A 24,768-nucleotide genomic window follows, 5' to 3' on the forward strand; every position below is an offset into this window, starting at 1 on the left:
AATGCGGGAAAAATCTCAATGGAAAGCGAGATACTCTGGACGCTTGCCGCGATCGGCGGCCTGATCGTCCTTTCGGGCTTTTTTTCAGGCTCGGAGACAGCCCTCACCGCCGCCTCCCGTGCCCGCCTGCACCAGGCGGAAAAATCGGGCGACAGCCGGGCCGCGACCGTCAACCGGTTGCGTGACAACCCGGATCGCCTGATCGGGACGATCCTGCTCGGTAATAATCTGGTGAATATCCTCGCGTCGGCGCTCGCGACCAACCTGCTCGTGCAGATGTACGGGCCCGAGGGCGTGGCCTTAGCAACCGTCGCCATGACCCTGACCCTCCTGGTCTTTGCCGAAGTCCTGCCCAAGACCGTCGCTTTCAGCCGCCCCTACCGGCTGGCCCGGCTGGTCGCGCCCCTGATGCTGCCGCTGGTCTGGCTGCTGGCTCCTTTCAGCCGGGCGGTCAACCTCGTGGTCCTGGGCATTCTCAAGGTGCTCGGGCTGGAAGAGCGGGACCGGGTCCGGGCGATTACCGAGGAGGAGCTTCGCGGCGCGATCGACCTGCATCGTGGCGAGGATCTGATCGTCCGGCACGAACGGTTGATGCTTCAGAACATTCTCGACCTCGAAGAGGTCGAAGTCGGCGAAATCATGACCCACCGTACGGATGTGGTGATGATCGACGCCGACGGCCCGGCCGACAAGATCGTTTCCCAGGTGGCCTCGAGCCGGCACACGCGAATACCGGTCTACCGCGGCACACCCGACAACATTATCGGCATACTGCACGCGAAAGCACTGATGGGCGAAGTTTGGGCGCGGCAGGGTAATACGACCGGCCTAGACATTGCGAAGCTCGCGAGCAAGCCGTGGTTCGTGCCTGATTCCTCCAACCTGTTCAAACAGCTCGAGGCATTCAGGCAGCGCCGCGAACATTTTGCCGTGGTCGTGGACGAATACGGCGCCTTCGAGGGCGTGGTGACGCTCGAGGATATTCTGGAGGAAATCGTCGGCGATATTATCGACGAGTACGACACGACGCAGACCGAGATTCGCCCGCAGCCGGACGGGTCCTACCTGGTCCTGGGCAGCACGACGCTCCGCGACCTTAACCGCCATTTCGAATGGAGCCTGCCGGACGAGGATGCCACGACCATCGCCGGCCTGCTGCTGCATGAGGCGCGGCAGATTCCGGAAGTCGGCCAGGTCTTCGAGTTTCACGGCCTGTCGGTCGAGGTGATGCGCCGGCGCGGTAACCAGATCACCGCGCTCCGCCTGACGGAACTGTTGGAACCACGTAGGCAGGCGGACGACGAGCCCGCCGCCGACTGAGCGGATCGGGCGGAATCCCTAGGCGGCGCCCGCCGCCCGGCGGGGCTCCGCCGGTAGCTGGCCCGCATCCTCGGGCACTGGCGCGACCGCGGGGGCCGCGGGCTGGAAAGGAGCCGGGCGAGCCAGAATCGGCCAGCCGCCGCCGAGTTGCCGGTGGGGACCGTGGCCGGCCAGGCGATGGCCCTCTTCCGTGGCCGCCCGGCGAAAATACGTCATGATGAAGACCCGAACCGCGGCGGTGAGGCTCGAGGAGGCACGGCTCCGGTCTATGCGGCCGCAAAGCTGGTGCAGGGTCAGTTGCTCGCGTCGGGCAATCTCCTCGAACCCGGCCCACATCGCCGGCTCCAGGCGCATGCTGGTGCGATGGCCATCGACCACGACATTTCTGTTGATCAGGGTGCTCATCTCTGGCTCCTCCGCCGGCTTGCCGCCACCCGTCCGCGGCAATAGGCCCTGCGGGTGTGTTTTGCCGTATGCTGAAAACAACCTATAATTGTATTTAATATATTAAAAAACAATTAAAAGTTGTTTTCAGCGGCCTGAGGAAATGGAGAAGCATGATCGCGGCCCGGAACCCCGACCCGGGCTCGACGGCCCCTATCGGGTCGCCTCGGGGATCGCCCGCAGGTCGAGCGACAGCGCGTGGACGGGGCCTGCCAGCTCGTCGGCGAGAACCGCATATACGGCGCGCTGGTTTGCCACCCGCGACTGGCCACCAAAAGCGGTCGACGACATGGCGATGCGAAAATGGGTTTCGCCTTCGGGCCGCGCGCCGGCATGGCCGGCGTGAAGGTGGGATTCGTCTGTGATCTCGAGATGGCCTGGCTCGAAAGCGGCTTCAAGCTTCTCCCGGATCCGGCTGGCAACTGTCACGGTGAATTTCCCTGCGCAATTTCCCGGCGGGCGGCCCCGGAACGCCGGCGCCAAACCTGGTGAATTTTCCCGGGTTTCCGGGGATTTCGAGAAGTCTATGGCAAAGCCCCCGGCTTGTCATTGCCCGGGCGTCTCCCCATACTCATAAAATGGCCAAGGCACGTATCCCGACCCCAGACTCACCTAAGGCGATGGCGACCGGAACCCGGCCGTGTGACCGTCCCGATTGCGCGGCTTTTGGCGAATACCGCGCGCCACGCGATCGGCAGCACCTGAACGAGTATTTCTGGTTCTGCCTCGAGCATGTGCGGGAATACAACCAGAGTTGGAATTATTACGCCGGCATGTCTCTCGAGGAGGTGGAGGCCGCGACGCGGGCCGATATCCTGGGGCAGCGTCCGACCTGGCCGCTCGGCATGCGGATGGCGGCAAGCCGGGCTCGGGAAGCCGCTGGTGGGGCGCAATCCTCGGCCGCGCCCGGCGGTCAGGCTCATGGTTTCGGGCCGCGCGGGAGTTTCACCTGGCATGATCCATTCGATCTCGGGGTCGGCGCCGATCTGGGCGCGCGGGCCGAACGGGGCCAGGCACGCGGCGAAAGCGGCGACGGAAACAGCGATCCGGCCCTGCGCCATGCCCGTAAAGTACTGGGGATCAGCGCCACTGCCGACGCGGCCCATGTGAAAACACGCTATAAGGAACTCGTGAAGAAGCACCATCCGGACGCCAATGGCGGGGATCGGATGGCCGAGGAACGCCTGAAAGAAATCAATCAGGCCTACAGCCTGCTCCGGGCCGGCTTCACCGCCTGAATTTTCCGGCCCGGCGCAACCGGGCCCCAACCCCAAACCGGAAAAGCAGATCTCCATGAAGAGCACAGATCATCAGGTTCACCCGCTCGACACGCCCGATATCGAAATTTCGGTGGGCCAGACCTTCGGCATAGACAGCAATATGCGGGTTCCAGCCTTCAGCAAGGGCAGCGAATACGTGCCGCCCCTGGATGATGCCTACCGTTTCGATCACGACACCACCCTCGCCATCCTGGCCGGCTTCGCCCATAACCGGCGCGTCATGATCCAGGGCTATCACGGGACAGGCAAATCCACTCATATCGAGCAGGTCGCAGCCCGCCTCAACTGGCCATGTGTCCGGGTCAATCTCGACAGCCATATCAGCCGCGTGGATCTGGTCGGCCGCGATGCCATCGTCATCAAGGATGGCAAGCAGGTGACCGAGTTCCGCCAGGGCATCCTGCCCTGGGCCCTGCAAAATCCCGTGGCCCTGGTCTTTGACGAGTACGACGCGGGCCGGCCTGACGTGATGTTCGTCATCCAGCGCGTGCTCGAGGTCGAGGGCCGCCTGACCCTTCTCGATCAAAACGAGGTACTCCACCCCGATCCGTCCTTCCGCCTGTTCGCCACCGCCAATACCGTCGGGCTGGGCGACACCACGGGGCTCTATCACGGGACGCAGCAGATCAATCAGGGACAGATGGACCGCTGGAATATCGTCGCGACGCTGAACTACCTTCCGCACGACGCCGAGACCGAGATCGTCCGCGCCAAGGTGCCGACCTACGGGTCGGACGAGAAACGCGAGGAGGTCGACGCCATGGTCCGGCTGGCCGAACTGACGCGCACGGGCTTCATGGCCGGCGATATCTCCACTGTGATGTCACCGCGCACCGTCATTACCTGGGCGGAGAATGCGGAGATCTTCGGCGACATCGCCTTTGCCTTCCGGCTCAGCTTCCTCAACAAGTGCGACGAGGCGGAGCGCGATATCGTGGCCGAATACTACCAGCGCTGCTTTGGCACCGAACTTCCGGTGGACGGCGCGAAGGTAGCGGTGAATTAAGCGCCACCGCCCCGCCACTCCAGCCCCGATTCCACGGCCCAAACCATGGCGAAACCACCGACACCCGTCGACACCTTCAAGCAAGTAACGGCCGCGGCCCTTCGCGCGCTCTCGAAGGATCCGGATATCGAAGTCAGCTTCGGGCTCTCGACGCCGCAACTCCGCGACAAGCAGGCGCGCCTGCCGCTGCCCGACCGGGCGCTGCGGGCCGAGGAGGTCTCGACTCTCCGGGGCGAGGCGGACGGTCTGGCAATGCGCGCGCGCCACCACAACGAAAAGGTGCATGCCCATCACCGCCCGCAATCGGCCGCCGCCGCATCGGTTTTCGACATGGTGGAACAGGTCCGGGTCGAGGCGCTGGGCGCGAACGCCTTCCGTGGCGTCCGGGCAAATTTGGAGGCGTCACTCAATGAGTACTGCCGGATGCACGGCTATGACCGCGTCGCCCGGCGCGAGGATGTTCCCCTGATCGAGGCGGTCCGTTTCCTCGCCCGCGAAACACTCACGGGCGAAAAGCCGCCCGAGAACGCCCGCCACATGGTCGACCTCTGGCGTTCTAACCTGGAGGAGGAAGTCGCGCGCGATCTCGCGGCCCTGGCCGATTCGGCGGGTGACCAGGACGCCTACGCCCTGGCGGCCCGCCGGCTGATCGCCGACCTCGACCTCGAGCCCGAGGACCAGCCGAGCGAGGAGAACGAAGAAGGCCAGGACGAAGACGAGGACAACGGGGAAGATCAGGCCGACCAGCGGGACGAGCATGGACGCGCGGACCAGGAGGCGCCCGACGGCATGAGTCCCCCCGAAGAGGACGAGGACCACTCGGCCGAGGACATGATGGCCGCGAGCGAGGAAGAGCTCGACGCGTCGACCGGCGAGGAGCAGCCGGGTGAAACAGCGGAATATCGGCCAAATTATCCCGATGGCACGAGCGAAGGCCAATTCCGCTATACCGCCTACACCACCGAGTACGACGAGGTGCTGGGGGCCGAGGAATTGTGCGATCCCGAGGAACTGACCCGACTGCGCGTCTATCTCGACAGCCAGTTGCAGCATTTGCAGGGGGTCGTCAGCCGGCTCGCCAACCGCCTGCAGCGCAAGCTCATGGCGCAACAGAACCGCGCCTGGGAGTTCAATCTGGACGAAGGCATCCTGGACCCGGCCCGCCTGGCGCGAGTTGTCGCCAACCCGACCCACCCCCTGTCCTTCAAACAGGAACAGGATATGGATTTCCGCGATACGGTGGTTTCGCTCCTGATCGACAATTCCGGCTCCATGCGCGGACGGCCCATTTCCGTCGCCGCCATGAGCACCGATATCCTGGCCCGCACCCTCGAGCGCTGCGGGGTGAAGGTTGAAATTCTGGGATTCACAACCCGCGCGTGGAAAGGCGGGCAGGCGCGCGAGAAATGGCTGCGCGAAGGGCGGCCGGCCGATCCGGGGCGGCTCAACGATCTTCGCCATATTGTCTACAAATCAGCCGACTCGCCATGGCGGCGGGCGCGCAAGAATCTCGGCCTGATGTTGCGCGAGGGCCTGCTCAAGGAGAATATCGACGGCGAGGCTCTCATGTGGGCGCATAACCGGCTGATCGCCCGATCCGAAGAGCGCCGGATCCTGATGGTAATCTCGGACGGGGCGCCGGTGGACGATTCGACCCTTTCGCTCAACTCGGGCAATTATCTCGAGCAGCACCTGCGTCAGGTCATTCGCTGGATCGAGACCCGTTCGCCCGTGGATCTCGTGGCAATCGGGATCGGCCATGACGTAACGCGCTATTACGACCGGGCCGTGACGATCATGGATGCGGAGCAGCTCGGCGGCACCATGATGGAAAAACTGACCGAGCTTTTCGATGAGCCGGGCGCCGCCAGGCACTCTCGCTCTCGCACGCCGCGTGAACAGCGCGTGGCGGCCCGCCAGCACTAGCCCCGCAGGGCCGGCTCAGGAAAGGTTCTCGGCGAAGAAGCCCGTCGTCCGTTCCCAGGCAAGGCTGGCGGCCGGCTCATCATAGCGCGCACTCGTCGGGTTGGCGAAGGCGTGGTCCGCGTCGTACCAGTGAACCGTCAGCTCCTTGCCGGCGGCGTCCATATTGGCCTCGAAACCCGCGATCATTTCGTGATTGATCCATTTGTCATGCTCGGCGAAATGGCCCAGCACCGGGCCCACGAGATTCTCGAGCCGGGCGGCGGGCAGGTCAACGCGGCCGTAATAGATGACCGTGGCATCGACCGGTGTTTCCGTCGATATCTTGAGCGACCAGCTGCCGCCAAAGCACCAGCCGACCGTGCCCAGGGCAAGGCCCGGTCCAGCCAACGCCAGCCAGTCGGCCCAGCCGGTCAGGGTCTCCACCGCTTCGGCATCATTGACCGCCCCCATCAGCTTGGGTGCCTCCTCGCGCGAGGTTGTGGACCTGCCACCATAGAGATCGACGGCAAGCGCACGATACCCCTGCTTCGCGAAATCGAAGGCCACGGATTTGATCTGGTCGTTCAGCCCCCACCATTCGTGAATGAGGAGAACACTGGCGCGTGCGGGGGCATCGGGTTCCGCCAGGGCCGCGGACACGCGGCGCCCCGAGGGCAGATCGAGAGTCTTTGTCGCCAGCGTGTCGGCCGCCGCCCGCGCCAGGCGCGGATCGGCCAGAATGGCTGCAAGCGGCAGGGCCGCCAGTGGAAGCCGGACCAGTCCGGTGACGACGTCGCGGCGGTTGAGTCCGTCCATCAAAACCTCCGGGGCGGGGTGGGTTGGCGTGAGACCAGGCTGCCTCGGGCCCGCATGCCGGGCCTTCGGGCCGGGATTAGGGGGACGATCTTGAGCCAGGAACGGTTCCCGGTCCATGACGCGACCGACGGTCCGACACAAAAAAAACCCGCCGGCGGGCGGCGGGTTCGGGGTGGCCAGGCGAACGGGATCGGGCGGGCGGCCTAGGCCCGCGCGGCCACGCGATCACGCGCCTTTTCGATCCGGCGCTTGATCCGGCGCAGATCCGGGTCCAGCCTGGAATCGGCAGTTCCCAGAAGGAACGCGTCGAGACCGCCGTTTTTCTCGATGGTGCGCAGACCCTTGGTCGAGAGTTTGAGCCGGACCGGCAGGCCCAGCGCCTCGGAAATCAGCGAGGTCTGCTGCAGATTGGGGATAAAACGGCGGCGGGTGCGGTTATTGGCGTGGCTGACGTTGTTCCCCGCCATCACTCCCTTGCCTGTCACGATACAACGGCGCGCCATGATGCGTCCTCGACTGGGGGCGGAAACCGCCCCGGTTCCAGAAAGAACCGGGTCCGGACCATACGGGGCCGGACCCTTGAAAGCGCCCGGTTTTTAGGCTGGCTGGCGCGTGCAGTCAAGCACCCCGACCCGAAAAACCCGGGAAAGATCGGGATTATTGGCCGCTGGCCGCCGTGCATCAGTCGGGATTTTCCTCGTGGCCGCCCATGAAGGCCGCCAGCAGCGCGGCCGCGGCGCGGGGCGCGGTGATCTCGCCCGCGAGCACGCGCGCCTCCAGATCGCCCAGAAGCGGTCGAATCTCGGGGTCTGCGCGCAGGAGTGATTTCAGGGTCTCGGTCACCTCGTCCCACATCCAGCGCACCGCCTGGCGCCGGCGGCGCGCCTCGAGGCGGCCGCTGGCCCGGGCCTCGTCGCGAAACCTGAGGACGGTCTCCCAGACCGCCGCGATGCCGTCACCCGTGAGGGCCGAGCACCTCAGCACCTGGGGCGCCCAGCCTTCCTCCGGAGGGCGCAGCAGTTGTAGAGCCGCGCGGTAGTCGCTCACCGCCCGGGTGGCCGCCGGAATCAGCTCGCCATCCGCCTTGTTCACGACCACAAGATCGGCCAGTTCCATTATTCCCCGCTTGAGCCCCTGCAACTCGTCCCCGCCGGCGGGCTGGATGAGCAGCAGAAAGAGATCGGCCATATGTGAAACCGCGGTCTCGCTTTGCCCGACCCCCACCGTCTCGATGAGGACCACGTCGAATCCGGCCGCCTCCGTCGCCAGGATCGCCTCACGCGTGCGCCGGGCCACACCGCCCAGCGTGCCGCTCGTCGGGCTTGGCCGTATGAAGGCGTTCGCATGGACCGAAAGTTTCTCCATCCGCGTCTTGTCGCCGAGCAGGGATCCGCCCGAGCGCTCCGAGGTGGGATCGACCGCGAGCACCGCGACCTTGTGCCCCTGATCGATGGCATAAAGACCGAAAGCCTCGATGAAGCTGGATTTGCCGACACCGGGGGTGCCGGAAATGCCGATCCGGATGGATCCGCCGGTCTCCGGCAAGAGTCGCTCGAGCAACACCTCCGCCTGCTCACGATGATCGGGCCGGGTGGATTCGATCAGCGTGATGGCCCGGGCCAGCGCCCGGCGCTCACCCGCCCGGACCGCTTTGGCCAGGGACGCCAGTTCCCCGTCGATCGTGTCGTCAGCCAAGGCGCATTTCCCGCGTGTGATGAAAGGAGGTGGCGTGGGGCGCCGCGATTATGAGCGCTTCGGCGGCTCTTCGCCAAGAGGGCCGGCGGCGCGTTCTTCAGCGTCATCCACCGCGGTGGCCGGCCGGATAAGACCGGCCGCCGCCGCCTCGGCCAGCGCGGCCTGATGTTTTTGAGCCTCCTGCTGACGTGCCCACATCTGGGCATATTTGCCCGCCGCCGCCAGAAGCTCGCCATGCCGGCCGCGCTCGACAATCCGGCCCTGCTCGAGGACCAGGATTTCATCGGCATCCACCACCGTGGAAAGCCGGTGAGCGATGACCAGTGTGGTCCGGCCGTGGGCGACTTCGCGCAGATTGGCCTGGATTTCCTTTTCGGTCTCGGAATCGAGGGCCGAGGTGGCTTCGTCAAACAGCAGGATCCGGGGGTCCTTGAGGATCGTGCGGGCAATGGCCACGCGTTGCTTCTCGCCGCCCGACAGCTTGAGACCGCGCTCGCCCACCATGGTCTCGTAGCCATCGGGCAGGCTCGTAATGAAATCGTGAATGTGAGCCAGGCGCGCCGCCCGCTCGACCTCTTCCAGCGAAGCGCCGGGCCGGCCATAGGCAATGTTGTAGTGGATCGTGTCATTAAAAAGGACCGTATCCTGGGGCACGATCCCGATGGCCTGGCGCAGGCTCTGCTGGGTCACATCCCGAATGTCCTGGCCGTCGATGGTCACCCGGCCCGAATCCACATCATAAAAGCGGAACAGGATGCGCGAGACGGTGGATTTGCCGGCCCCGCTTGGCCCGACGATTGCGAGCATCCGGCCAGGCGGCACATCGAAACTGACATCGTGCAGAATCTGCCGCCGCCGGTCGTACGAAAAATCAACATGCTCGAACCTGATCGCCGCTTCGCGGATCTCGAGCGACGGTGCGCCCGGCTTGTCACGTATTTCGGCCGACACGTCGAGAAGCTCGAACATCCGTTCCATATCGGTGAGCGAATTCTTGATTTCACGATAGACGAAACCGAGAAAATTGAGCGGAACATAGATCAGGAAGAGATAAAGCGTGATGCCAACCAGTTTTTCCATGTCCATGGTACCGGCGACAATCTCCGCCGCCGCCATCCAGATCAGCGCCGTCAGGCCGGCGCCGATCAGCACCGCCTGGCCGACGTTGAGGGCGACGAGAGAGGTACGTGTCCGGATCGCGGCCTTCTCGTAGCGCCGCATGGACGCGTCGAAACGCTCGCTCTCGTGCCGTTCGTTGTTGAAGTACTTGACCGTCTCGTAATTGAGGAGCGCGTCCACCGCCTTGGTGTTCGCCTGCTGGTCGGTCTCGTTCATCTCGCGGCGGTATTTGAGCCGCCATTCCGTAACCGAGAAAGTGAAGCTCACATAGATCACCACAGTGGCGAAGATGATCAGCGCGTACCAGAACCCGTAACGCCACCACATGATGCCGACGATAAGGAAAAATTCGATCAGGGTCGGAATGATGTTGAACAGCATGAAGGCGAGCAAAAATTCGATCGCCTTCGTGCCGCGCTCGATCACCCGGCTGAGCCCGCCCGTCTTACGCTCGAGATGAAAGCGCAGGGAAAGCCGGTGAATGTGCTGAAAAACCTGGACCGCGATGGCGCGAATGGCGCTCTGCGTCACCTTGGCAAAAATCGCATCGCGCAACTCACCAAAAAGCTGCGAGGCGACGCGCAGAAAGCCGTAGCCCAAAATAAGCGCAACAGGCACCGCCAGGATGGCGGCCTTTTCCACGTCGAGCGCGGCCAGAATCTCCTCGAAGATGAGAGGGGTGACGACGTTCGCGAGTTTGGCCAGGACGAGCAGCCCGAGGGCGATCACGACCCGCGTCTTGATTTCGGTTGCGCCGGCGCGGCGATGGGGCCCTTGCGCAGCCGGCCAAAGATAGGGCGCGAGGGTGCGGATGGTGCCCCATTGCAGGCGGTCGGTCTTTTCCGTGCGGTCGAATCCGTGAGGACTGGTCATAAGGCCTTCATGGCACCCGCCGCCCCGCCCGTCTAGAGGCGGTCGGCCAACAAATTGTTTCGATCCCTGAGGAGCACTGGTTATATCTGCGCGACACCGCCATCGACGGTGAGTTCGGCCCCGGCCATATAGGACGAGTCGCTGCTGGCAAGGAAAAGGGCGGCGCGGGCGATTTCATCGGCCTTGCCCATCCGACCGAGGGGCGTGGCCGCCTCCTGCTGCACCTTCATAGCTGCTATCTGATCCTCGGTCATGCCGAGCCGTTGATAGGCCTGCGTGTCGATGGCGCCCGGTGTGAGCGCGTTGACGCGGATGCGCCGGGGGGCGAGTTCGGCCGTGAGTGTCCGGACGAGCGAGCGGAGGGCCGCCTTGGAGGCGCCGTAAAGGCTGAGGCCGGGAAAGGCCTTTGTCGCCGATATCGAAGATACGACCACGATGGTCCCGCCGTCACGCAGGAGTGGCAACGCCTTCTGGATGGTGAAAAATGTCCCCTTGAGGGTGATGCCGACTTCGCGATCGAAAAACGCCTCGTCGATGTCGCCCACCGGTCGGATGGCCGCGCCGCCCGCATTGGCGACGAGGCAATCGATGGCGCCGAAGCGCCCCCGCACCTCGGCATAGAGCCGATCGAGATCGTCGAGCGCGAGGAGATCGCCGGCGACAGCCAGGCAGTCATCGCCAAGCTCGCCCCGCGCGGCATCGAGCGTCTCGCGGTTGCGGCCAAAAATCGCGAGTTTCGCACCCTCGGCGGCGAAGAGTCGCGCCGTCGCGAGTCCGATACCGCCATTGCCGCCGGTCACGACGGCCACCTTGTTCGCGAGCTTTCCGTCGGGTCGCGCCATGGTGCCCCTTATCCGCCCGCGCGTTCGCGCACGAGGTCGAGCACGTCCTTGGCCGCTTCGGGAATATTGGTGCCGGGGCCGTAAATCGCCGATACGCCCGCCTGTTTCAGGAAGTCGTAATCCTGCGGCGGGATGACGCCGCCCGCGATCACCACCACGTGGCCCGCCCCCTCTTTTTCGAGCGCCGCCACCAGGCCCGGCACCAGGGTCTTGTGGCCCGCCGCCTGGCTCGAGACACCCACGACATGGACATCGTTCTCCACCGCCTGGCGTGCCGCTTCTTCCGGCGTCTGGAACAACGGGCCGATATCAACATCGAAGCCGAGATCGGCGAAGGCGGTCGCGATCACCTTGGCGCCGCGGTCATGCCCGTCCTGCCCCATCTTGACGACGAGAATACGCGGCCGGCGGCCGGTTTCCTTTTCAAACGCTTCGATATCCTTCCGGAGGTTCATGAATTTCTCGTCCCCCTCATAGGCCGCGCCATAAACACCCGAAACCGCCCGGCTGATGGCCCGGTGCCGGCCGAACACCTTTTCGAGCGCGTCCGAAATCTCGCCCCCCGTGGCACGGACCCGGGCGGCCTCAATGGCGAGCCCCAGCAGATTGGCGTCGCCGGCCTCCCGGCCTGCGGCTTCCGTCAGCGCGGCGAGCGCGGATTTTACCTTCGCCTCATCCCGTCCGGCACGGAGTTTCTCGAGGCGTCTGATCTGCTGGTCGCGCACCTCGGTATTGTCGATATTGCGCACTTCCACATGATCGGGCGTGGCGGAGCGGTACTTGTTGACGCCCACGATGACCTCCTCGCCCCGGTCGATCCGCGCCTGGCGGCGCGCGGCCGCTTCCTCGATCCGCAGTTTCGGCATGCCGTCCCCGACGGCCTTGGTCATGCCGCCGAGTTCCTCGACCTCCCCGATCAGTCGCGCCGCCTCGCGAACGAGAGAATCGGTAAGCGCCTCGATGTAGTAGCTGCCGCCCAGCGGATCCACCACTTGGGGGATCCCGGTCTCGTTGGCGAGCACGAGCTGGGTGTTGCGCGCGATCTTGGCGGCAAAGTCGGAGGGCAGGGCCAATGCCTCGTCGAAGGAGTTGGTGTGGAGCGACTGGGTGCCACCGAGCACGGCGGCCATGGCCTCGATAGTGGTGCGTATGATGTTGTTGTAGGGATCCTGCTCCGTCAGGCTCCAGCCTGACGTCTGACAATGCGTGCGGAGCGCCAGGCTCTTGGGGTTCTCCGGCTCGAACTCGCTCATCATGCGCGCCCAGAGAAGCCGGGCGGCGCGCAGCTTGGCGATCTCCATGAAGAAATTCATGCCGATCCCGAAGAAGAAGGAGAGCCGCGGCGCGAAAGCGTCGATATCGAGCCCTCTGGACAAGGCCGCACGCACATATTCACGCCCGTCGGCCAGGGTGAAAGCGAGCTCCTGGACCGCGGTCGCCCCGGCTTCCTGCATGTGATACCCGGAAATGGAGATCGAATTGAATCGCGGCATGTGCCGGGCCGTATAATCGATGATGTCGGCCACGATGCGCATGCTGGGTTCGGGCGGATAAATGTAGGTGTTCCGCACCATGAACTCTTTCAGAATGTCGTTCTGAATGGTCCCGGAAAGCTTGTCCTGGCTAACACCCTGTTCCTCGGCGGCAACGATATAGCCAGCCATGACAGGCAGCACCGCGCCGTTCATGGTCATCGAGACGCTGATGCGGTCAAGCGGAATGCCGTCGAAGAGGATTTTCATATCCTCGACTGAATCGATGGCCACCCCGGCCTTGCCCACATCGCCCACCACGCGCGGATGATCGCTGTCGTACCCGCGATGGGTGGCAAGATCGAAGGCGACGGAAAGTCCGGTCTGCCCGCCCTCGAGGGCCTGGCGATAAAAGGCGTTCGATTCCTCGGCCGTGGAGAACCCCGCATACTGGCGAATCGTCCAGGGGCGGTTAGCGTACATCGTGGCCCGCGGCCCACGCATATACGGGACGAAACCCGGCAACTGGTCGAGCTGCTCGATCCCCTTGAGATCCTCGACCGTGTAAAGCGGCTTGACCGGGATCCCTTCCGCCGTCTGCCAGACGAGATCGTCCACCGAACTGCCCTTCAGTTCGTCGCCGGCAAGCTCCGTCCAATCATTCAGGCTTTTCTTTTCGAAACGCGCCATTGATCACCCTTACCCCGCCGCCGTCGCCGCCGCTTGTCCGCAGAATTTCTAGCTGGTCTCGGCGTCCCAGGCAAATCGGCCCATCACGGCCAACGGCCGAAGACCCGCCGACTGGCAGGCCTCGCTGATTTTCACGCGAAGCCCCTCGGGCGGATTCTCGGGGTCGAGCGCCGCGCCCGGCTTCAACCCCCATTCATCGCCGTGAATGCCACCCGCGACCAGGATCGAGTCCATACCGGCGTTCTGCGCGCCCCGAATGTCGGTCCTGAGGCTGTCGCCGATGGCAAGGATCCGCCGGGAATCTCGAATACCCAGAACATCGCGGCAGGTATCGTAAATTTCCGGGAAAGGCTTGCCGTGATACTGCACGCGCCCGCCCAGTTCTTCGTAGCGCTGAGCGATGGCGCCGGCGCAAATAAGGCGTTCGTCCCCGCGAATCACGACAAGATCCGGATTGGCACAGATCATGGGCACGTCCCTTTTCGCCCAGCCGCGTAACAGGTCCTCGTGGAAGGCAACATCCTTGTCGTCGGAAACCGGTCCGGTGGCGAGGACGAATTCGGCCTTTTCCGGTTGCCTCACCTCGATCAGCCTGTCGATTTCAAGCATATTGCGGTCGCGCGGCGGCCCCAGGTGAAAGCAGTGCCGGCCAAGATTTCGGTAAAATGGCAACGTGCGGTCGCAGAGCGCCGCATAGGCTTCGCGTCCGCTCGAAATCACTTCGTCATAAAGCTCGCGCGGCACCCCCATCTTCTCGAGGGCCGCGACGAGCTCGCGCGGGCGGCGCGGCGCGTTAGAGAGAAGCACCACCCGGGCTCCCTGTCCCTGCAGGCACCGCAGGGCATCGAGAGCCCAGGAAAAGGCCTCGACGCCGTTGTGAATGACGCCCCAGAGATCCAGGACGAAGCCGTCGTAATTGGGCGCCAGCTTGCTGATCCCGTGGATCAGGCGGATGGGGTGCGGGTCCGGCGATTGCGAGTCCGACATGATGGGCGGTCTTCTGCCACGGGCGCCCGGGGATGAAAAGGCCCTTTGGCGCTAACCGCCCTCGCGCGAGAGGCGCGGTTCACCGAAGAGATAGCCCTGACCGTATTCAAGACGGAAGTCGAGCAATTCCTTCAGCGCGCCCTCCGACTCGATCTTTTCCACGATCAGGTTCATGCCGAACCGGTCGAGACGGCTGCGGAAGCGATGCATCTCGGCCACCGCCGCGTCGTCAGGCAGCGAATCCCGCATCCGGTCCGCCTCCAGCTTGACGTAACGCACGCCCAGTTCCTCGAGGCCGGCGTAATCGAGATTGAGGTCGCGAACCTGATCCATGGAAAGCCGGAAACCCATCGCGGCCAGATTTTCCAGGTTCCGCCGCGTCCCGGGCCGCATTTTCTCGAGATCATCCTGCGTCATTTCGAAGATGAGCTGGCCGGCGAGGTTCCGGTTGTCGCGCATGAAATCGAGAAATTCGCCGAAGAAGCCCTGATCCTCCAGGGTGCGGAGAGATATGTTGGAAAAGAAACTCACATTCTGATTGCGGCGCTGCGCCTTGCGGACAAGCTGCACACAGCGGAACAGAAGCATATTGTCGATCGTTCCCATGATGCCGGCTTCTTCGGCCACCGAAATATAATGTTCGGGCAGGATGACCCGGCCGTCCTCGTTACGGATGCGCGAAAAGCACTCGTAATGTCGCTTGCGCCGTTGCGGCAGCTCCACGATCGGCTGCAGATACAGATCGACCCGCCCGAAATTCAGCCCGTCTTTGACGATCTCGAGCAGTTCGGCCGGATCGAGCCCGGTCATCACGGGGGCGCCTACCAGACTGAGATGCGGGCCGCGCTGAGGGACTTCGGCCTCTCCCGGTCCCGGGTCGCCCATGCCGGAATCCGATATCGGGACCGCTCTCCCGCCGCCCACCGCCACCGCCTCGGCAAGCGCACCGGTTCCGACTGCCTGCGCGCCGGCTGCCTCGAGGCTCACATTGGAAAGCTGGGCGACCAATGATTTCAGGACGCGCATTTCCTTGAGCATCGCTTCCGACTGCACGGGATTGGCGTGACGGGTGTTGAGCGATTCCAGGAGGGATTGCATCTCGGTGCGCACCAGTTCCAGTTCGCCGATCATTTCCGTCCGCTCGCGCTGGAGCTTCGCCAGATGCCGGCGCAGCAACTGCCCGTCCCGCGTGAGTGCCCAGCAGAACCACGCGCCGGCGCCGAGCCCGAAACTCGTGGCGCCACACAGGATTGCGACGAGGTTTGTCTCCGCCACCCCCGCCAGACGCAACGCGACTGCGAACAGGCCGGCGACGACGAAAGTTCCGATAAGGATGAGAATTTGCACGTGCGGCTCCGCCCGCTCCCCGGGTGTCGAGGACCGCACCTTCGCAACAACAGTTTGAGAATTCGTTAACCATGAGGCGCGAGCCGCCCCGGAATAGCGCCATTTATCGGGGACTTAGCTCACACTGGCCCAGTCCGGCGCATCGCCCCCCCGAGCAGCGGCGATGTCAGCAAACCCGTCTGCCGCCAGGCGCGCGGACAGCTCCCGCAGGATACGGCCAACCAGGGCCGGTCCGTCAAAGACCAGCGCCGTGTACAGCTGAACCAACGAGGCGCCCGCCCGGATCTTGGCATAGGCATCCGCCCCGCTTTGCACACCGCCGACACCGATCAGCGGCAAGGCGCCCTCGGCATAGAGATAGGCTTTCGCCAATGTCCGCGTGGCAAGGGGAAAAAGCGGACGGCCGCTGAGGCCACCGGCTTCATCCCGGTGAGGGCTCGCGAGGCCGGGCGGCCGCGAAACGGTTGTGTTGGAAACAATGAGGGCGGCGGCCGATTCATCCCGTGCCGTCCTCACGATGGATTCGAGCGCTTCATCGTCCAGATCGGGTGCGATCTTGACCAGAACCGGCGGCGGCTCGGGCAGGTGGGCAAGCCCGTCGCGGGTGGCGCGCAGAATGCCGCCCAGGTTCTCGGCCGACTGAAGGGCGCGCAAGCCGGGCGTGTTGGGAGACGACACATTGACCACCAGATAATCGGCAAAGGCACCCAGAATTTCGGCGCCCCGGCGATAATCGGCCGCCGCATCCGTCTGGTCCTTGTTCCGTCCGATATTGACGCCGAGCGGCCCGGGATTCCGGTGCCGGCGTGCCTGGCGCAGGTTCAACCGCTCGGCCACGCGTCCGGCACCGTCATTGTTGAAGCCCATGCGGTTGATCACCGCCCCGTCTTGCGGCAGGCGGAATAATCGCGGCCGCGGATTGCCAGGCTGCGGGTGCGGCGTGACGGTCCCCACCTCGACGAAACCGAAGCCCAGTCGAAAAGTGCCATCCACCGCTTCGGCGTTCTTGTCGAACCCGGCCGCCAGGCCCAGTGGATTGGGGAAATCCAGCCCGAAAAGGGTCTGGTGAAGACGCGGGTCGTCGGCCGGCCGAGCCGGCATCACCGATGTTGCGAGCCGGTTTGCCAGGAGCCCGACGGTCAGCCGATGGGCCGTTTCCGGCGGGAGGGCGCGCAGGAACGGAAGAGCGAGGGCGGGCAAGTCCATCATCACGAAGCTTCTAAGCGATCGGAGCCCGGCGTGCCAGCCCGACCGTCCGGCACGGCCGATTTACAGGGCAGCGTTCGCATTTTGCAAAGATTTTCGCGTTTTGCAAATAATTCAATCACATGACAGTGGCTAGGCCCTTGAAATTCTTAGGAATGCAGTCTCCCCCCTGTTGGCATCGCACTTGCTCCGGTTGACCGACTGAACACGCCCCAGGCCCGATCAGGCAGATGGGCCAACCACTCCTCCTGGAGATGATCGATGCTACGTCATGAAGATGTATGGACCGCCATTGACGCCTTGGCCAAAGAGTACGGACTGTCACCTTCCGGGTTGGCGCGCCGCGCCGGGCTCGATCCAACCACTTTCAACAAGAGCAAGCGCTTTACCCGCGAGGGCAAGCCGCGCTGGCCGAGCACGGAGAGCATTGCCAAGATCCTGAAGGCGGTCGGTGCCACGATGGCGGATTTCACCCGGTTCCTTCCCGAGGGCGGCAACGGCCAACCGGTCCGGGTACCGGTCATCGGCCTGGCCCAGGCCGGGAATATGCCGCAGATCAAGGCCGACCAGGAGGTCGCAACCATGAGCGTACCGGATACGGGCGACCCCGAGGCCTTTGCGCTGAAAATTTCGGGCGCCTGTATGGCGCCGGCGTTTCTTGACGGTGAATTCATTGTCGTCTCGCCCCGCGCCAGTGCGGCGCCCGGCGACCGGGTCGTAATCCGCACCAAGGCGGGAGAGGTCGTCACGAAGGAACTTGTTCGAGAAGACGCGGCCTTCATCGAGGTCCGGACCCTTTATCCGCGCCAGGAGGAACGGGTGTTGGCGCGGGACGAGATCGACTGGATGGCGCGCGTCATGTGGACCCAGCACTAGGCGGGGCGATCAGGCGGAGAGGTCCTCGCCCGCGATCGCGCGCCGGATCAGGGCGACCATCTCATTGAGGCCAAACAGTGCGATGAAGGAGCCCATTCGCGGCCCCGCGCTCTGGCCCAGCAACACCTCGTAAAGAGCGCGGAACCAGTCACGCAGATTTTCGAACCCGTGCGTTTTGCCGACCTCGTAGACGAGTGTCTGGATCGTCTCGCCATCGGCATCGTCAGGCAGCTCCTCGAGGCCGTCCGCCAGTGCCACCAGCGCCGCTCGCTCCTTGTCGTCCGGTGCACGGAACTTCTTGGCCGGACGCACAAAATCCTCGTAATACCGCACGGCATACCCCGCCAGGCGGTCAAGGATGGGGTCGCGCGCGGGCGAGGCTTCGGGCGCATAGCGTGAGATGAAGCCCCACAGCACCGACTTGTCGTGGGCGTTACAAACGCTCGCCAGGTTGAGCAGGATCGAAAAGCCGAGGGCGATATCCTCGTGCGGCGGCGCGCCGCTATGGATGTGCCAGACCGGATTCTCGAGCCTTTCGGCGGCATTTTGTTCGGGAAATTTTTGAAGATGGCTCAGGTAGTCGTCCACCTGGCGGGGAATCACATCGAAATGCAGCCGCTTGGCCTTGCGCGGGCTGTTGAACATATAGAGCGCGAGGCTTTCTTCAGGGGCATAGGCGAGCCATTCATCCACCGTGAGGCCGTTGCCGCGCGACTTGGAGATTTTCTCACCGTTCTCATCGAGGAACAGCTCGTAGGTAAATCCTTCGGGCGGCATGCCGCCCAGAATGCTGCAGATACGGCCCGACAGCCTGACTGAATCGATCAGATCCTTGCCGGACATTTCATAATCCACCCCAAGCGCGAACCAGCGCATCGCCCAGTCCGCCTTCCATTGCAGCTTGCAATGCCCCCCGGTCACCGGGGCTTCAACCTTGGTGCCGTCCTCGTCCTCGAAAACAATCGTGCCCGCCGCCTCGTCGCGCTCCAGGATCGGAACCTGCAGCACGCGGCCGGTCTTCGGTGATATCGGCAAAAAGGGGCTATAGGTCTGCCGCCGTTCAGGACCCAGCGTCGGCAGGATTACATCCATCACCTTGTCGTAATGCGCCAGCATCGAGAGAAGGGCGCCATCGAACCGACCCGACTTGTAGCATTCGCTCGCACTCTGAAATTCGTACTCAAAGCCGAAAGCGTCGAGAAACTTACGCAATCGGGCGTTGTTGTGATGGCCGAAGCTTTCATGCGTGCCGAAGGGATCGGGCACCGAAGTCAGGGGCATGCCCAGATGGGCTGCCATCATTTCAGGATTGGGGACGTTGTCGGGCACCTTGCGAAGCCCGTCCATGTCGTCGGAAAACGCGAACAGGCGCGCCGGGATATCGCACAGAAATTCGAAGGCACGACGCACCATCGTGGTCCGCACGACCTCGCCGAAGGTCCCGATATGGGGCAGGCCCGACGGGCCATAGCCGGTCTCGAACAACGCATAGCCCTTTTCAGGCGGCCTTTTCTCGAGGCGGGCGATGATCCTGCGCGCTTCCTCGAAAGGCCAGGCACGCGGCCCCGCGGCGGTCTCCGTCAAATCTGGTGTTTGGGCGGATCTGGACATGATCGGCGCGGGCTCGGCGGCTCTTTCGGCAATGGGCGCCGGACCCTAGGCCCAGCCTCGTGGCCAGTCAACTTCGCTGGCGGCGAAACACGCCTGGCTGGCGGGAACCAGGTTTCCTATGGTGCCGGGGCCGTGTGGCGGCCTATCCTGCCCCCACCCCGCGACCCCGACCTGGCCCGCGTACCCCGTATCGGAACGGACGGGACTATCCGAATAAGGAGACATCGATGCCGATAATCGAAGTGAACATGCTTGAAGGACGCACTGACGAGCAGAAGCGCGCCATGGTCAGCAGCATGACCGAGGCCGTGATCAAATCGCTGGACGTCCCACCCCAGTCGGTGCGGATCATGATCCGTGAAATGGAACCGCGCCATTATGCGATCGGCGGGGTGATGCGCGACGCGTCCGGCTAGGCTGCACCCGGGGCCTGCCGGCGGCCTGCATGGCGGCAACGGCAGCCGCCGCCTATACTGCGCCCGATGGATACGTCTGCCTCATCTTCCTCGCCACCCCGAACGACGGGCCGGCCGCCGGACCCCGCGACGCTACCGGTCCTGATCGCCGGATTCCAGGCCGCCACCTGGCTGACCGGCGACGGCGAGACGGCCGATCTCAGCCCCACGGAAGCGACCCGATACGCACGGGCGACCGCGCCCCTTCTCTGCCACGGGCTTGCGACGGCCCGGCGCATCGGCGCCGACCCGTTCCCCGCCTACGACCTTCTGGAGCTTTTTGCCTTCGTCCGCCCGGCGCATTTCACCGTACCCACCCCGGCCGGCGTGGCGGAAGCCGTGGGGCTCACCCCGGGTCAGGATCGCGCGAGACAGGCCGCTGGTCTCCGCCAGGCAGCGCAACGCCTTCTGACGGAGCTCTCGACACTCCCGCCAGACGATCGAAAACGCGCGCGTGGCCTGGCGGCGCGCATGGCCGGCGCCGGTTGGCCCTGGGGCAGCATGGTTCTGGCGGCGCTCGGCCCGGGCGAGGAGATCGATCAGGCATTCGGAGTCTGGCAGGTCCTCGAGGACTGGCACGAAGAGGCCCCGCCCCCGCCACCTCAGGACGCGCCGGTTTCGGCCGAGGACGCCCGGGCACGCCTCGCCGGGCTTCTGGGGCCCGGGGCCGAGCAACGCCCGGCGCAGGAAGATTACGCCGCCGCGCTGGCGCCGGCCTTTCAGCCGCGCCGCCAGGAGGGCGCGCCCCGCGCCGTCCTGGCCGAGGCAGGCACCGGCATCGGCAAGACCGCCGGTTATCTGGCCCCGGCCGGGCTCTGGGCCCGGCGCAACGGCTGGCCCGTCTGGATCTCGACCTATACGCGCAATCTCCAGCATCAACTCGACGGCGAGCTGGACCGGCTGTTTCCGGATGCGGCAGAAAAATCCCGCCGCACCGTCGTACGCAAGGGGCGCGAGAATTACCTTTGCCTTCTCAATTACGAGGAAGCGACGGCGGCGCTGGCGGCGCGGAATGCGGGCGCCGGTGCGCGCGATGTCATTGCGCTCGGCCTTGTGGCGCGCTGGATCGGCGCGACGCGGAGCGGAGACATGGTGGGCGGCGATTTCCCCAACTGGCTTTCCACCCTGCTTGGCTGGCGCAACACGGTGGCGCTGACAGACAGCCGCGGCGAATGCACCTATTCAGCCTGCACCCATTACAGGCGCTGCTTCATCGAAAGCTCGATCCGGCGCGCGCGGCGCGCCGATATCGTCGTCGCCAATCATGCGCTGGTGATGTCCCAGGCTGCCCTTGGCCAGGGCGAGGAGAGATTCCTGCCGACCCGCTATGTGTTCGACGAGGGTCATCATCTCTTTAACGCGGCCGACAGCGCCTTTTCCCTTCATCTCACAGGGATCGAAGGGCGCGAATTTCGCCGCTGGCTGCTGGGCGCCGAGGGCGGCCGAGGTCGCCGGGGAGGTGGCCGGGCGCGTGGCCTTGCGCGGCGGGTCGGCGATCTTGTGATGGACAATGCGGCGGCCGAAGAAGCACTCGGGGCCATCCGCCGGCAGGCCGCAAGGCTGCCGGGCGAGAACTGGCTCGCGCGGCTCGCGAGCGGCACACCGCAGGGTCCGTTCGAGGCCTTCCTCGCCGAACTGCGCGTCCTCGTGCATGCCCGCGCCACCCGCCGCCAGGCCGCCTATTCGCTTGAAGCCGAGATCGTCGATCCGCCAGATGCGTTGCTGGAGGCGGCGAGCGATCTCGAGGCGGCGCTGGGCGAGTTGCGCCAGCCGCTCACCCAGTTGAAGCAATCCCTGGCGCGGACGCTCGAGAACCGGACGGCCGAACTCGACACCCCCACGCGGCTGAGGATTGACGCGGCAATTCGCGGCCTCGGACGGCGAGCCGACGGGCTGGTGGCGGGCTGGCGCGACATGCTGCGATCGCTTCGGGAAGGCTCCCCCGAAGCCTTTGTCGAATGGGCCGCGATCGACCGGTCGGAGCAGCGCGACAGCGACGTGGGGCTTCATCGTCACTGGCTCGATCCGACATTGCCCTTTATCGAAACCCTTGCCGTCCCCGCGCACGGCATCGTCGTCACCTCGGCAACTTTGCGCGACAGTGACGAGGCGGAGGACGAGGGCTGGACCGGCGCGTTGCAGCGCACGGGCTTTGCCCATCTCGTGGAACCGGCGGCGCGGCTTTCGGCGCCCTCGCCCTTCGATTACGGCGATCTGACGAGGGTCCTCGTGGTGACCGACGTGGCGCGGGACGACCCCGACCAGATCGCCGCCGCCTTTCGGGCCCTGTTTGCCGCCGCCAGGGGCGGCGGGCTTGGACTTTTCACCGCGATCTCCCGCCTGCGCCAGACTTACGAGCGCCTGGCGCCGGCGCTGGAATCGGAGAACCTTCCGCTTTACGCCCAGCATGTGGATGCGATGGACACGACAACGCTGGTCGATGTTTTCCGCGCCGAGCACGATGCCTGCCTCCTGGGGACCGATGCGCTGCGCGATGGGATCGACGTGCCCGGGCCGTCCCTGCGCCTGATCGTATTCGACCGGGTACCCTGGCCACGCCCGGATGTCCTGCATCGTCACCGCCGCGCAGCCTTTGGCGGCGCGCGCTACGACGATGCGCTCGTGCGGCTGCGCCTGAAGCAGGCCTACGGCAGGCTGGTGCGGCGCAAGGACGACCGGGGCTGTTTCGTGCTGCTCGATTCGCGCATGCCTTCGCGGCTGGCCAGCGCCTTCCCCTCCTCGGTAGAGATCGAGCGCGTGGGCATCCGCGAGGCGGTGCGCATCGTGGCCGAGACGACGCATCCCGGCTGATCCGGCATATCGGCTCTAGATACTGAAGCTGGCGCCGTATTTCGCGCTGGCCCCGGTCGCCACCTTTGCCGGCGAGCCGAAATGCACCTCGACATAATCCATGAGCTGGCCCACGCATTCACCAATATCGAACTTGGTGGTATCGAGCACCAGCTCCGCCTTCTCGGGCGCCTCGTAGGGTGCGTCGATGCCGGTGAATTTGGGGATTTCGCCACGCCGCGCCTTTTTGTAGAGACCCTTCGGGTCCCGGCCTTCACAGGTCGCGAGATCGGCTTTCACATAGACCTCGTGGAACCGTTCGGGCCGGACCGCGCGTGCCTTCCGGCGATCCGCCCGGTAGGGAGAAATGAACGAGGTGATGACGATGGTGCCGGCATCCGCGAACAACCCGGCCACCTCACCCGCGCGGCGGATGTTTTCGGCCCGGTCCTTCGGGTCGAAGCCGAGATCACCATTGAGTCCGTAGCGCAGATTGTCGCCGTCCAGCACGAAGACCTGATAGCCCTTGCGGAACAGCTCATTCTCCAGCTCGAGGGCGAGAGTCGTCTTGCCCGCGCCTGAAAGCCCCGTAAACCAAAGGATTCCGGGCTTGTGACCGTTGCGGGCATCCCGCGCCGACTGGCTCACGCGGTGCTCCACGCTGACGATGTTCGCCGATTTGATCCCGGCCGCCGGGCGCTGGTCGGGGAAATCCTCCATGCTGATGATGCCGCCGCCGACAGCGTCGTAATCCTCGATGATCACGAACCTGCCGGTTCTCGCATTGACCGGAAAATCGTCCAGTGCGATCTGGGCACGCGAGCGCAGGATCACCTCGGCCACGGCGTTGCGTTCCACCTGTTCCGCCGGTGCGCCCGAGAGGTCGGCCGTGTCGATCACCCGCTCGATCGACTGCACTTCGACCGTATAGCGTGCCGTGGCCAGCTTCATCAGATAACGCTTGCCGACGGTTACCGGCTTGTCGCCCAGCCAGAAAAGATGCGCCTTGAAAACGTTGGTTTCCATGGGCGGCTCTTCGAGATGGCTGATGATCTCGCCCCGCTCGATAAAAAGCTGTTCTTCAAGCGTGATCCCGATCGACTGTCCGGCAGAGGCGGCCAGGATGGGCGCGCTGTTGTTCCAGCCTTCAATGGACTTGATCCGTGCCGTCTTGTTGGACGGTGAAAACAGGATTTCGTCTCCGACGTGAAGTCGCCCGCTTTCAATCCGGCCGGCGATGATACGCCGATCGTCGAATTTGTAGACGTCCTGGACGGGAAAGCGCAGCGCCTGATCCACGGTCGGCACCGAGGCCGGGAAGCGGTCGAGCGCTTCGAGCGTGGTGGGGCCGTCATACCAGGCCATATTGTCGGTCACCCGTGCCACACCATCGCCTTCGCGCGCCGAGACGGGGATAACGAAGGATGGCTCGATCCCCAACCCGCCAAGATATTCGCGGATCTCACGTGAGACTTCCTTGAACCGATCTTCCGCGTAATTGACGAGGTCCATCTTGTTGACCACGACCGCGACCTGACGCACGCCCAGAAGATGCAGCAGATAACCGTGGCGCCGGGATTGTTCGCGCACGCCCTCTTTCGCGTCGATGACCAGAAGCGCGGCATCACTGGCCGCCGCGCCACTGACCATGTTCTTGAGAAACTCGCGGTGGCCCGGCGCGTCGATGATGACATAATCACGCTTGCGCGTCTTGAACCAGATCTGCGAAGTATCGATGGTGATGCCCTGATCGCGCTCCGCCTGCAGCGCGTCCATCAGGAAAGCCCATTCAAACGGCATGCCGCGACGTTCGCACATCGCCTTGATCGCCTCGAACTTGCCTTCCGGCAGCGAGCCCGTGTCATGGAAAAGCCGCCCCACCAGGGTCGACTTGCCATGGTCCACATGGCCCACGATAACGATCTTGAGAAGCCCGGCGAGCCGGGCGGACGCGGCCTCGCGCGTGCTCCTGGCATCCGGCGTTTTAAGCGTGGCCTCGGGCGCCGATTGGTCGACAGCGTGAATTTTTGTCAT

20 protein-coding genes are annotated in these 24,768 nt (G+C 64.6%); 7 read left to right on the top strand and 13 right to left on the bottom strand.

Annotation, left to right across the window (positions count from 1 at the left end; translation table 11 throughout):
- The first annotated feature begins 18 nt into the window (after positions 1-18).
- Positions 19-1,320: an HlyC/CorC family transporter gene (locus tag RLQ26_06225; protein MEQ9088320.1), complete on the top strand. Its 1,302-nt coding sequence runs from the start codon at positions 19-21 to the stop codon at positions 1,318-1,320.
- 18 nt (positions 1,321-1,338) lie between these two features.
- Here RLQ26_06225 and RLQ26_06230 read toward each other — a convergent pair whose 3' ends face one another.
- Together RLQ26_06230 and RLQ26_06235 are read right to left on the bottom strand one after the other, a co-directional pair.
- Positions 1,339-1,725, bottom strand: coding sequence for a ribbon-helix-helix domain-containing protein (locus RLQ26_06230; protein ID MEQ9088321.1), 387 nt, complete (start codon positions 1,723-1,725; stop codon positions 1,339-1,341).
- Between the two features lie 192 nt (positions 1,726-1,917).
- A complete protein-coding gene (locus tag RLQ26_06235) occupies positions 1,918-2,193 on the bottom strand; it encodes a BolA family transcriptional regulator (GenBank protein ID MEQ9088322.1) in 276 nt (91 codons plus the stop codon).
- Between the two features lie 191 nt (positions 2,194-2,384).
- Here RLQ26_06235 and RLQ26_06240 point away from each other — a divergent pair, with 191 nt between their 5' ends.
- From RLQ26_06240 to cobT, 3 genes are read left to right on the top strand one after another with little or no spacing between them, the layout of a single operon-like run.
- Complete coding sequence (locus RLQ26_06240) at positions 2,385-3,002, top strand: J domain-containing protein (protein ID MEQ9088323.1); 618 nt, start codon at positions 2,385-2,387, stop codon at positions 3,000-3,002.
- Positions 3,003-3,057: 55 nt separating this feature from the next.
- On the top strand, positions 3,058-4,050 hold the full coding sequence (cobS, locus tag RLQ26_06245) for a cobaltochelatase subunit CobS (GenBank protein MEQ9088324.1): 993 nt from the start codon (positions 3,058-3,060) through the stop codon (positions 4,048-4,050).
- 45 nt (positions 4,051-4,095) lie between these two features.
- The gene (gene cobT / locus RLQ26_06250; GenBank protein ID MEQ9088325.1) at positions 4,096-5,976 is read left to right on the top strand and encodes a cobaltochelatase subunit CobT; all 1,881 of its coding nucleotides are present in this window, start codon (positions 4,096-4,098) and stop codon (positions 5,974-5,976) included.
- Positions 5,977-5,991: 15 nt separating this feature from the next.
- Here cobT and RLQ26_06255 read toward each other — a convergent pair whose 3' ends face one another.
- The 9 genes from RLQ26_06255 to RLQ26_06295 all read right to left on the bottom strand — a co-directional run bounded on the left by RLQ26_06255 (position 5,992) and on the right by RLQ26_06295 (position 17,005).
- Positions 5,992-6,771 carry a dienelactone hydrolase family protein gene (locus RLQ26_06255; protein MEQ9088326.1) on the bottom strand — a complete coding sequence of 260 codons (780 nt, stop codon included), beginning with the start codon at positions 6,769-6,771 and terminating at the stop codon, positions 5,992-5,994.
- 203 nt (positions 6,772-6,974) lie between these two features.
- Positions 6,975-7,274, bottom strand: coding sequence for a 50S ribosomal protein L28 (gene rpmB, locus RLQ26_06260; protein MEQ9088327.1), 300 nt, complete (start codon positions 7,272-7,274; stop codon positions 6,975-6,977).
- 178 nt (positions 7,275-7,452) lie between these two features.
- Positions 7,453-8,466 carry a methylmalonyl Co-A mutase-associated GTPase MeaB gene (gene meaB / locus RLQ26_06265; protein ID MEQ9088328.1) on the bottom strand — a complete coding sequence of 338 codons (1,014 nt, stop codon included), beginning with the start codon at positions 8,464-8,466 and terminating at the stop codon, positions 7,453-7,455.
- Positions 8,467-8,514: 48 nt separating this feature from the next.
- Positions 8,515-10,458: an ABC transporter ATP-binding protein/permease gene (locus RLQ26_06270; protein ID MEQ9088329.1), complete on the bottom strand. Its 1,944-nt coding sequence runs from the start codon at positions 10,456-10,458 to the stop codon at positions 8,515-8,517.
- Positions 10,459-10,538: 80 nt separating this feature from the next.
- Complete coding sequence (locus RLQ26_06275; protein ID MEQ9088330.1) at positions 10,539-11,300, bottom strand: SDR family oxidoreductase; 762 nt, start codon at positions 11,298-11,300, stop codon at positions 10,539-10,541.
- An 8-nt stretch (positions 11,301-11,308) separates the two neighbouring features.
- Positions 11,309-13,462: a methylmalonyl-CoA mutase gene (gene scpA / locus RLQ26_06280; GenBank protein ID MEQ9088331.1), complete on the bottom strand. Its 2,154-nt coding sequence runs from the start codon at positions 13,460-13,462 to the stop codon at positions 11,309-11,311.
- A gap of 48 nt (positions 13,463-13,510) precedes the next feature.
- Positions 13,511-14,449, bottom strand: coding sequence for a TIGR01459 family HAD-type hydrolase (locus RLQ26_06285; protein ID MEQ9088332.1), 939 nt, complete (start codon positions 14,447-14,449; stop codon positions 13,511-13,513).
- Positions 14,450-14,500: 51 nt separating this feature from the next.
- Positions 14,501-15,796, bottom strand: a complete 1,296-nt coding sequence (locus RLQ26_06290) for an EAL domain-containing protein (GenBank protein MEQ9088333.1) — start codon at positions 15,794-15,796, stop codon at positions 14,501-14,503.
- Between the two features lie 114 nt (positions 15,797-15,910).
- Positions 15,911-17,005, bottom strand: a complete 1,095-nt coding sequence (locus tag RLQ26_06295) for a quinone-dependent dihydroorotate dehydrogenase (protein MEQ9088334.1) — start codon at positions 17,003-17,005, stop codon at positions 15,911-15,913.
- A gap of 258 nt (positions 17,006-17,263) precedes the next feature.
- On the opposite strand from RLQ26_06295, the gene RLQ26_06300 reads away from it, so the two are divergent.
- A complete protein-coding gene (locus RLQ26_06300) occupies positions 17,264-17,878 on the top strand; it encodes a helix-turn-helix transcriptional regulator (GenBank protein MEQ9088335.1) in 615 nt (204 codons plus the stop codon).
- A gap of 9 nt (positions 17,879-17,887) precedes the next feature.
- Here the strand turns inward: RLQ26_06300 and RLQ26_06305 are convergent, their stop codons facing one another.
- Positions 17,888-19,462, bottom strand: coding sequence for a lysine--tRNA ligase (locus RLQ26_06305; protein MEQ9088336.1), 1,575 nt, complete (start codon positions 19,460-19,462; stop codon positions 17,888-17,890).
- A 254-nt stretch (positions 19,463-19,716) separates the two neighbouring features.
- On the opposite strand from RLQ26_06305, the gene RLQ26_06310 reads away from it, so the two are divergent.
- Entirely contained in the window at positions 19,717-19,905 is a 189-nt protein-coding gene (locus tag RLQ26_06310) for a 2-hydroxymuconate tautomerase (protein MEQ9088337.1), read from the top strand.
- Between the two features lie 66 nt (positions 19,906-19,971).
- Positions 19,972-22,755, top strand: a complete 2,784-nt coding sequence (locus tag RLQ26_06315) for an ATP-dependent DNA helicase (GenBank protein ID MEQ9088338.1) — start codon at positions 19,972-19,974, stop codon at positions 22,753-22,755.
- Positions 22,756-22,770: 15 nt separating this feature from the next.
- Here RLQ26_06315 and cysC read toward each other — a convergent pair whose 3' ends face one another.
- On the bottom strand, positions 22,771-24,768 hold the full coding sequence (gene cysC, locus RLQ26_06320; GenBank protein ID MEQ9088339.1) for an adenylyl-sulfate kinase: 1,998 nt from the start codon (positions 24,766-24,768) through the stop codon (positions 22,771-22,773).

It is taken from the genome of Alphaproteobacteria bacterium, assembly GCA_040220875.1.
In the GTDB taxonomy this organism is placed as follows: domain Bacteria; phylum Pseudomonadota; class Alphaproteobacteria; order JAVJVX01; family JAVJVX01; genus JAVJVX01.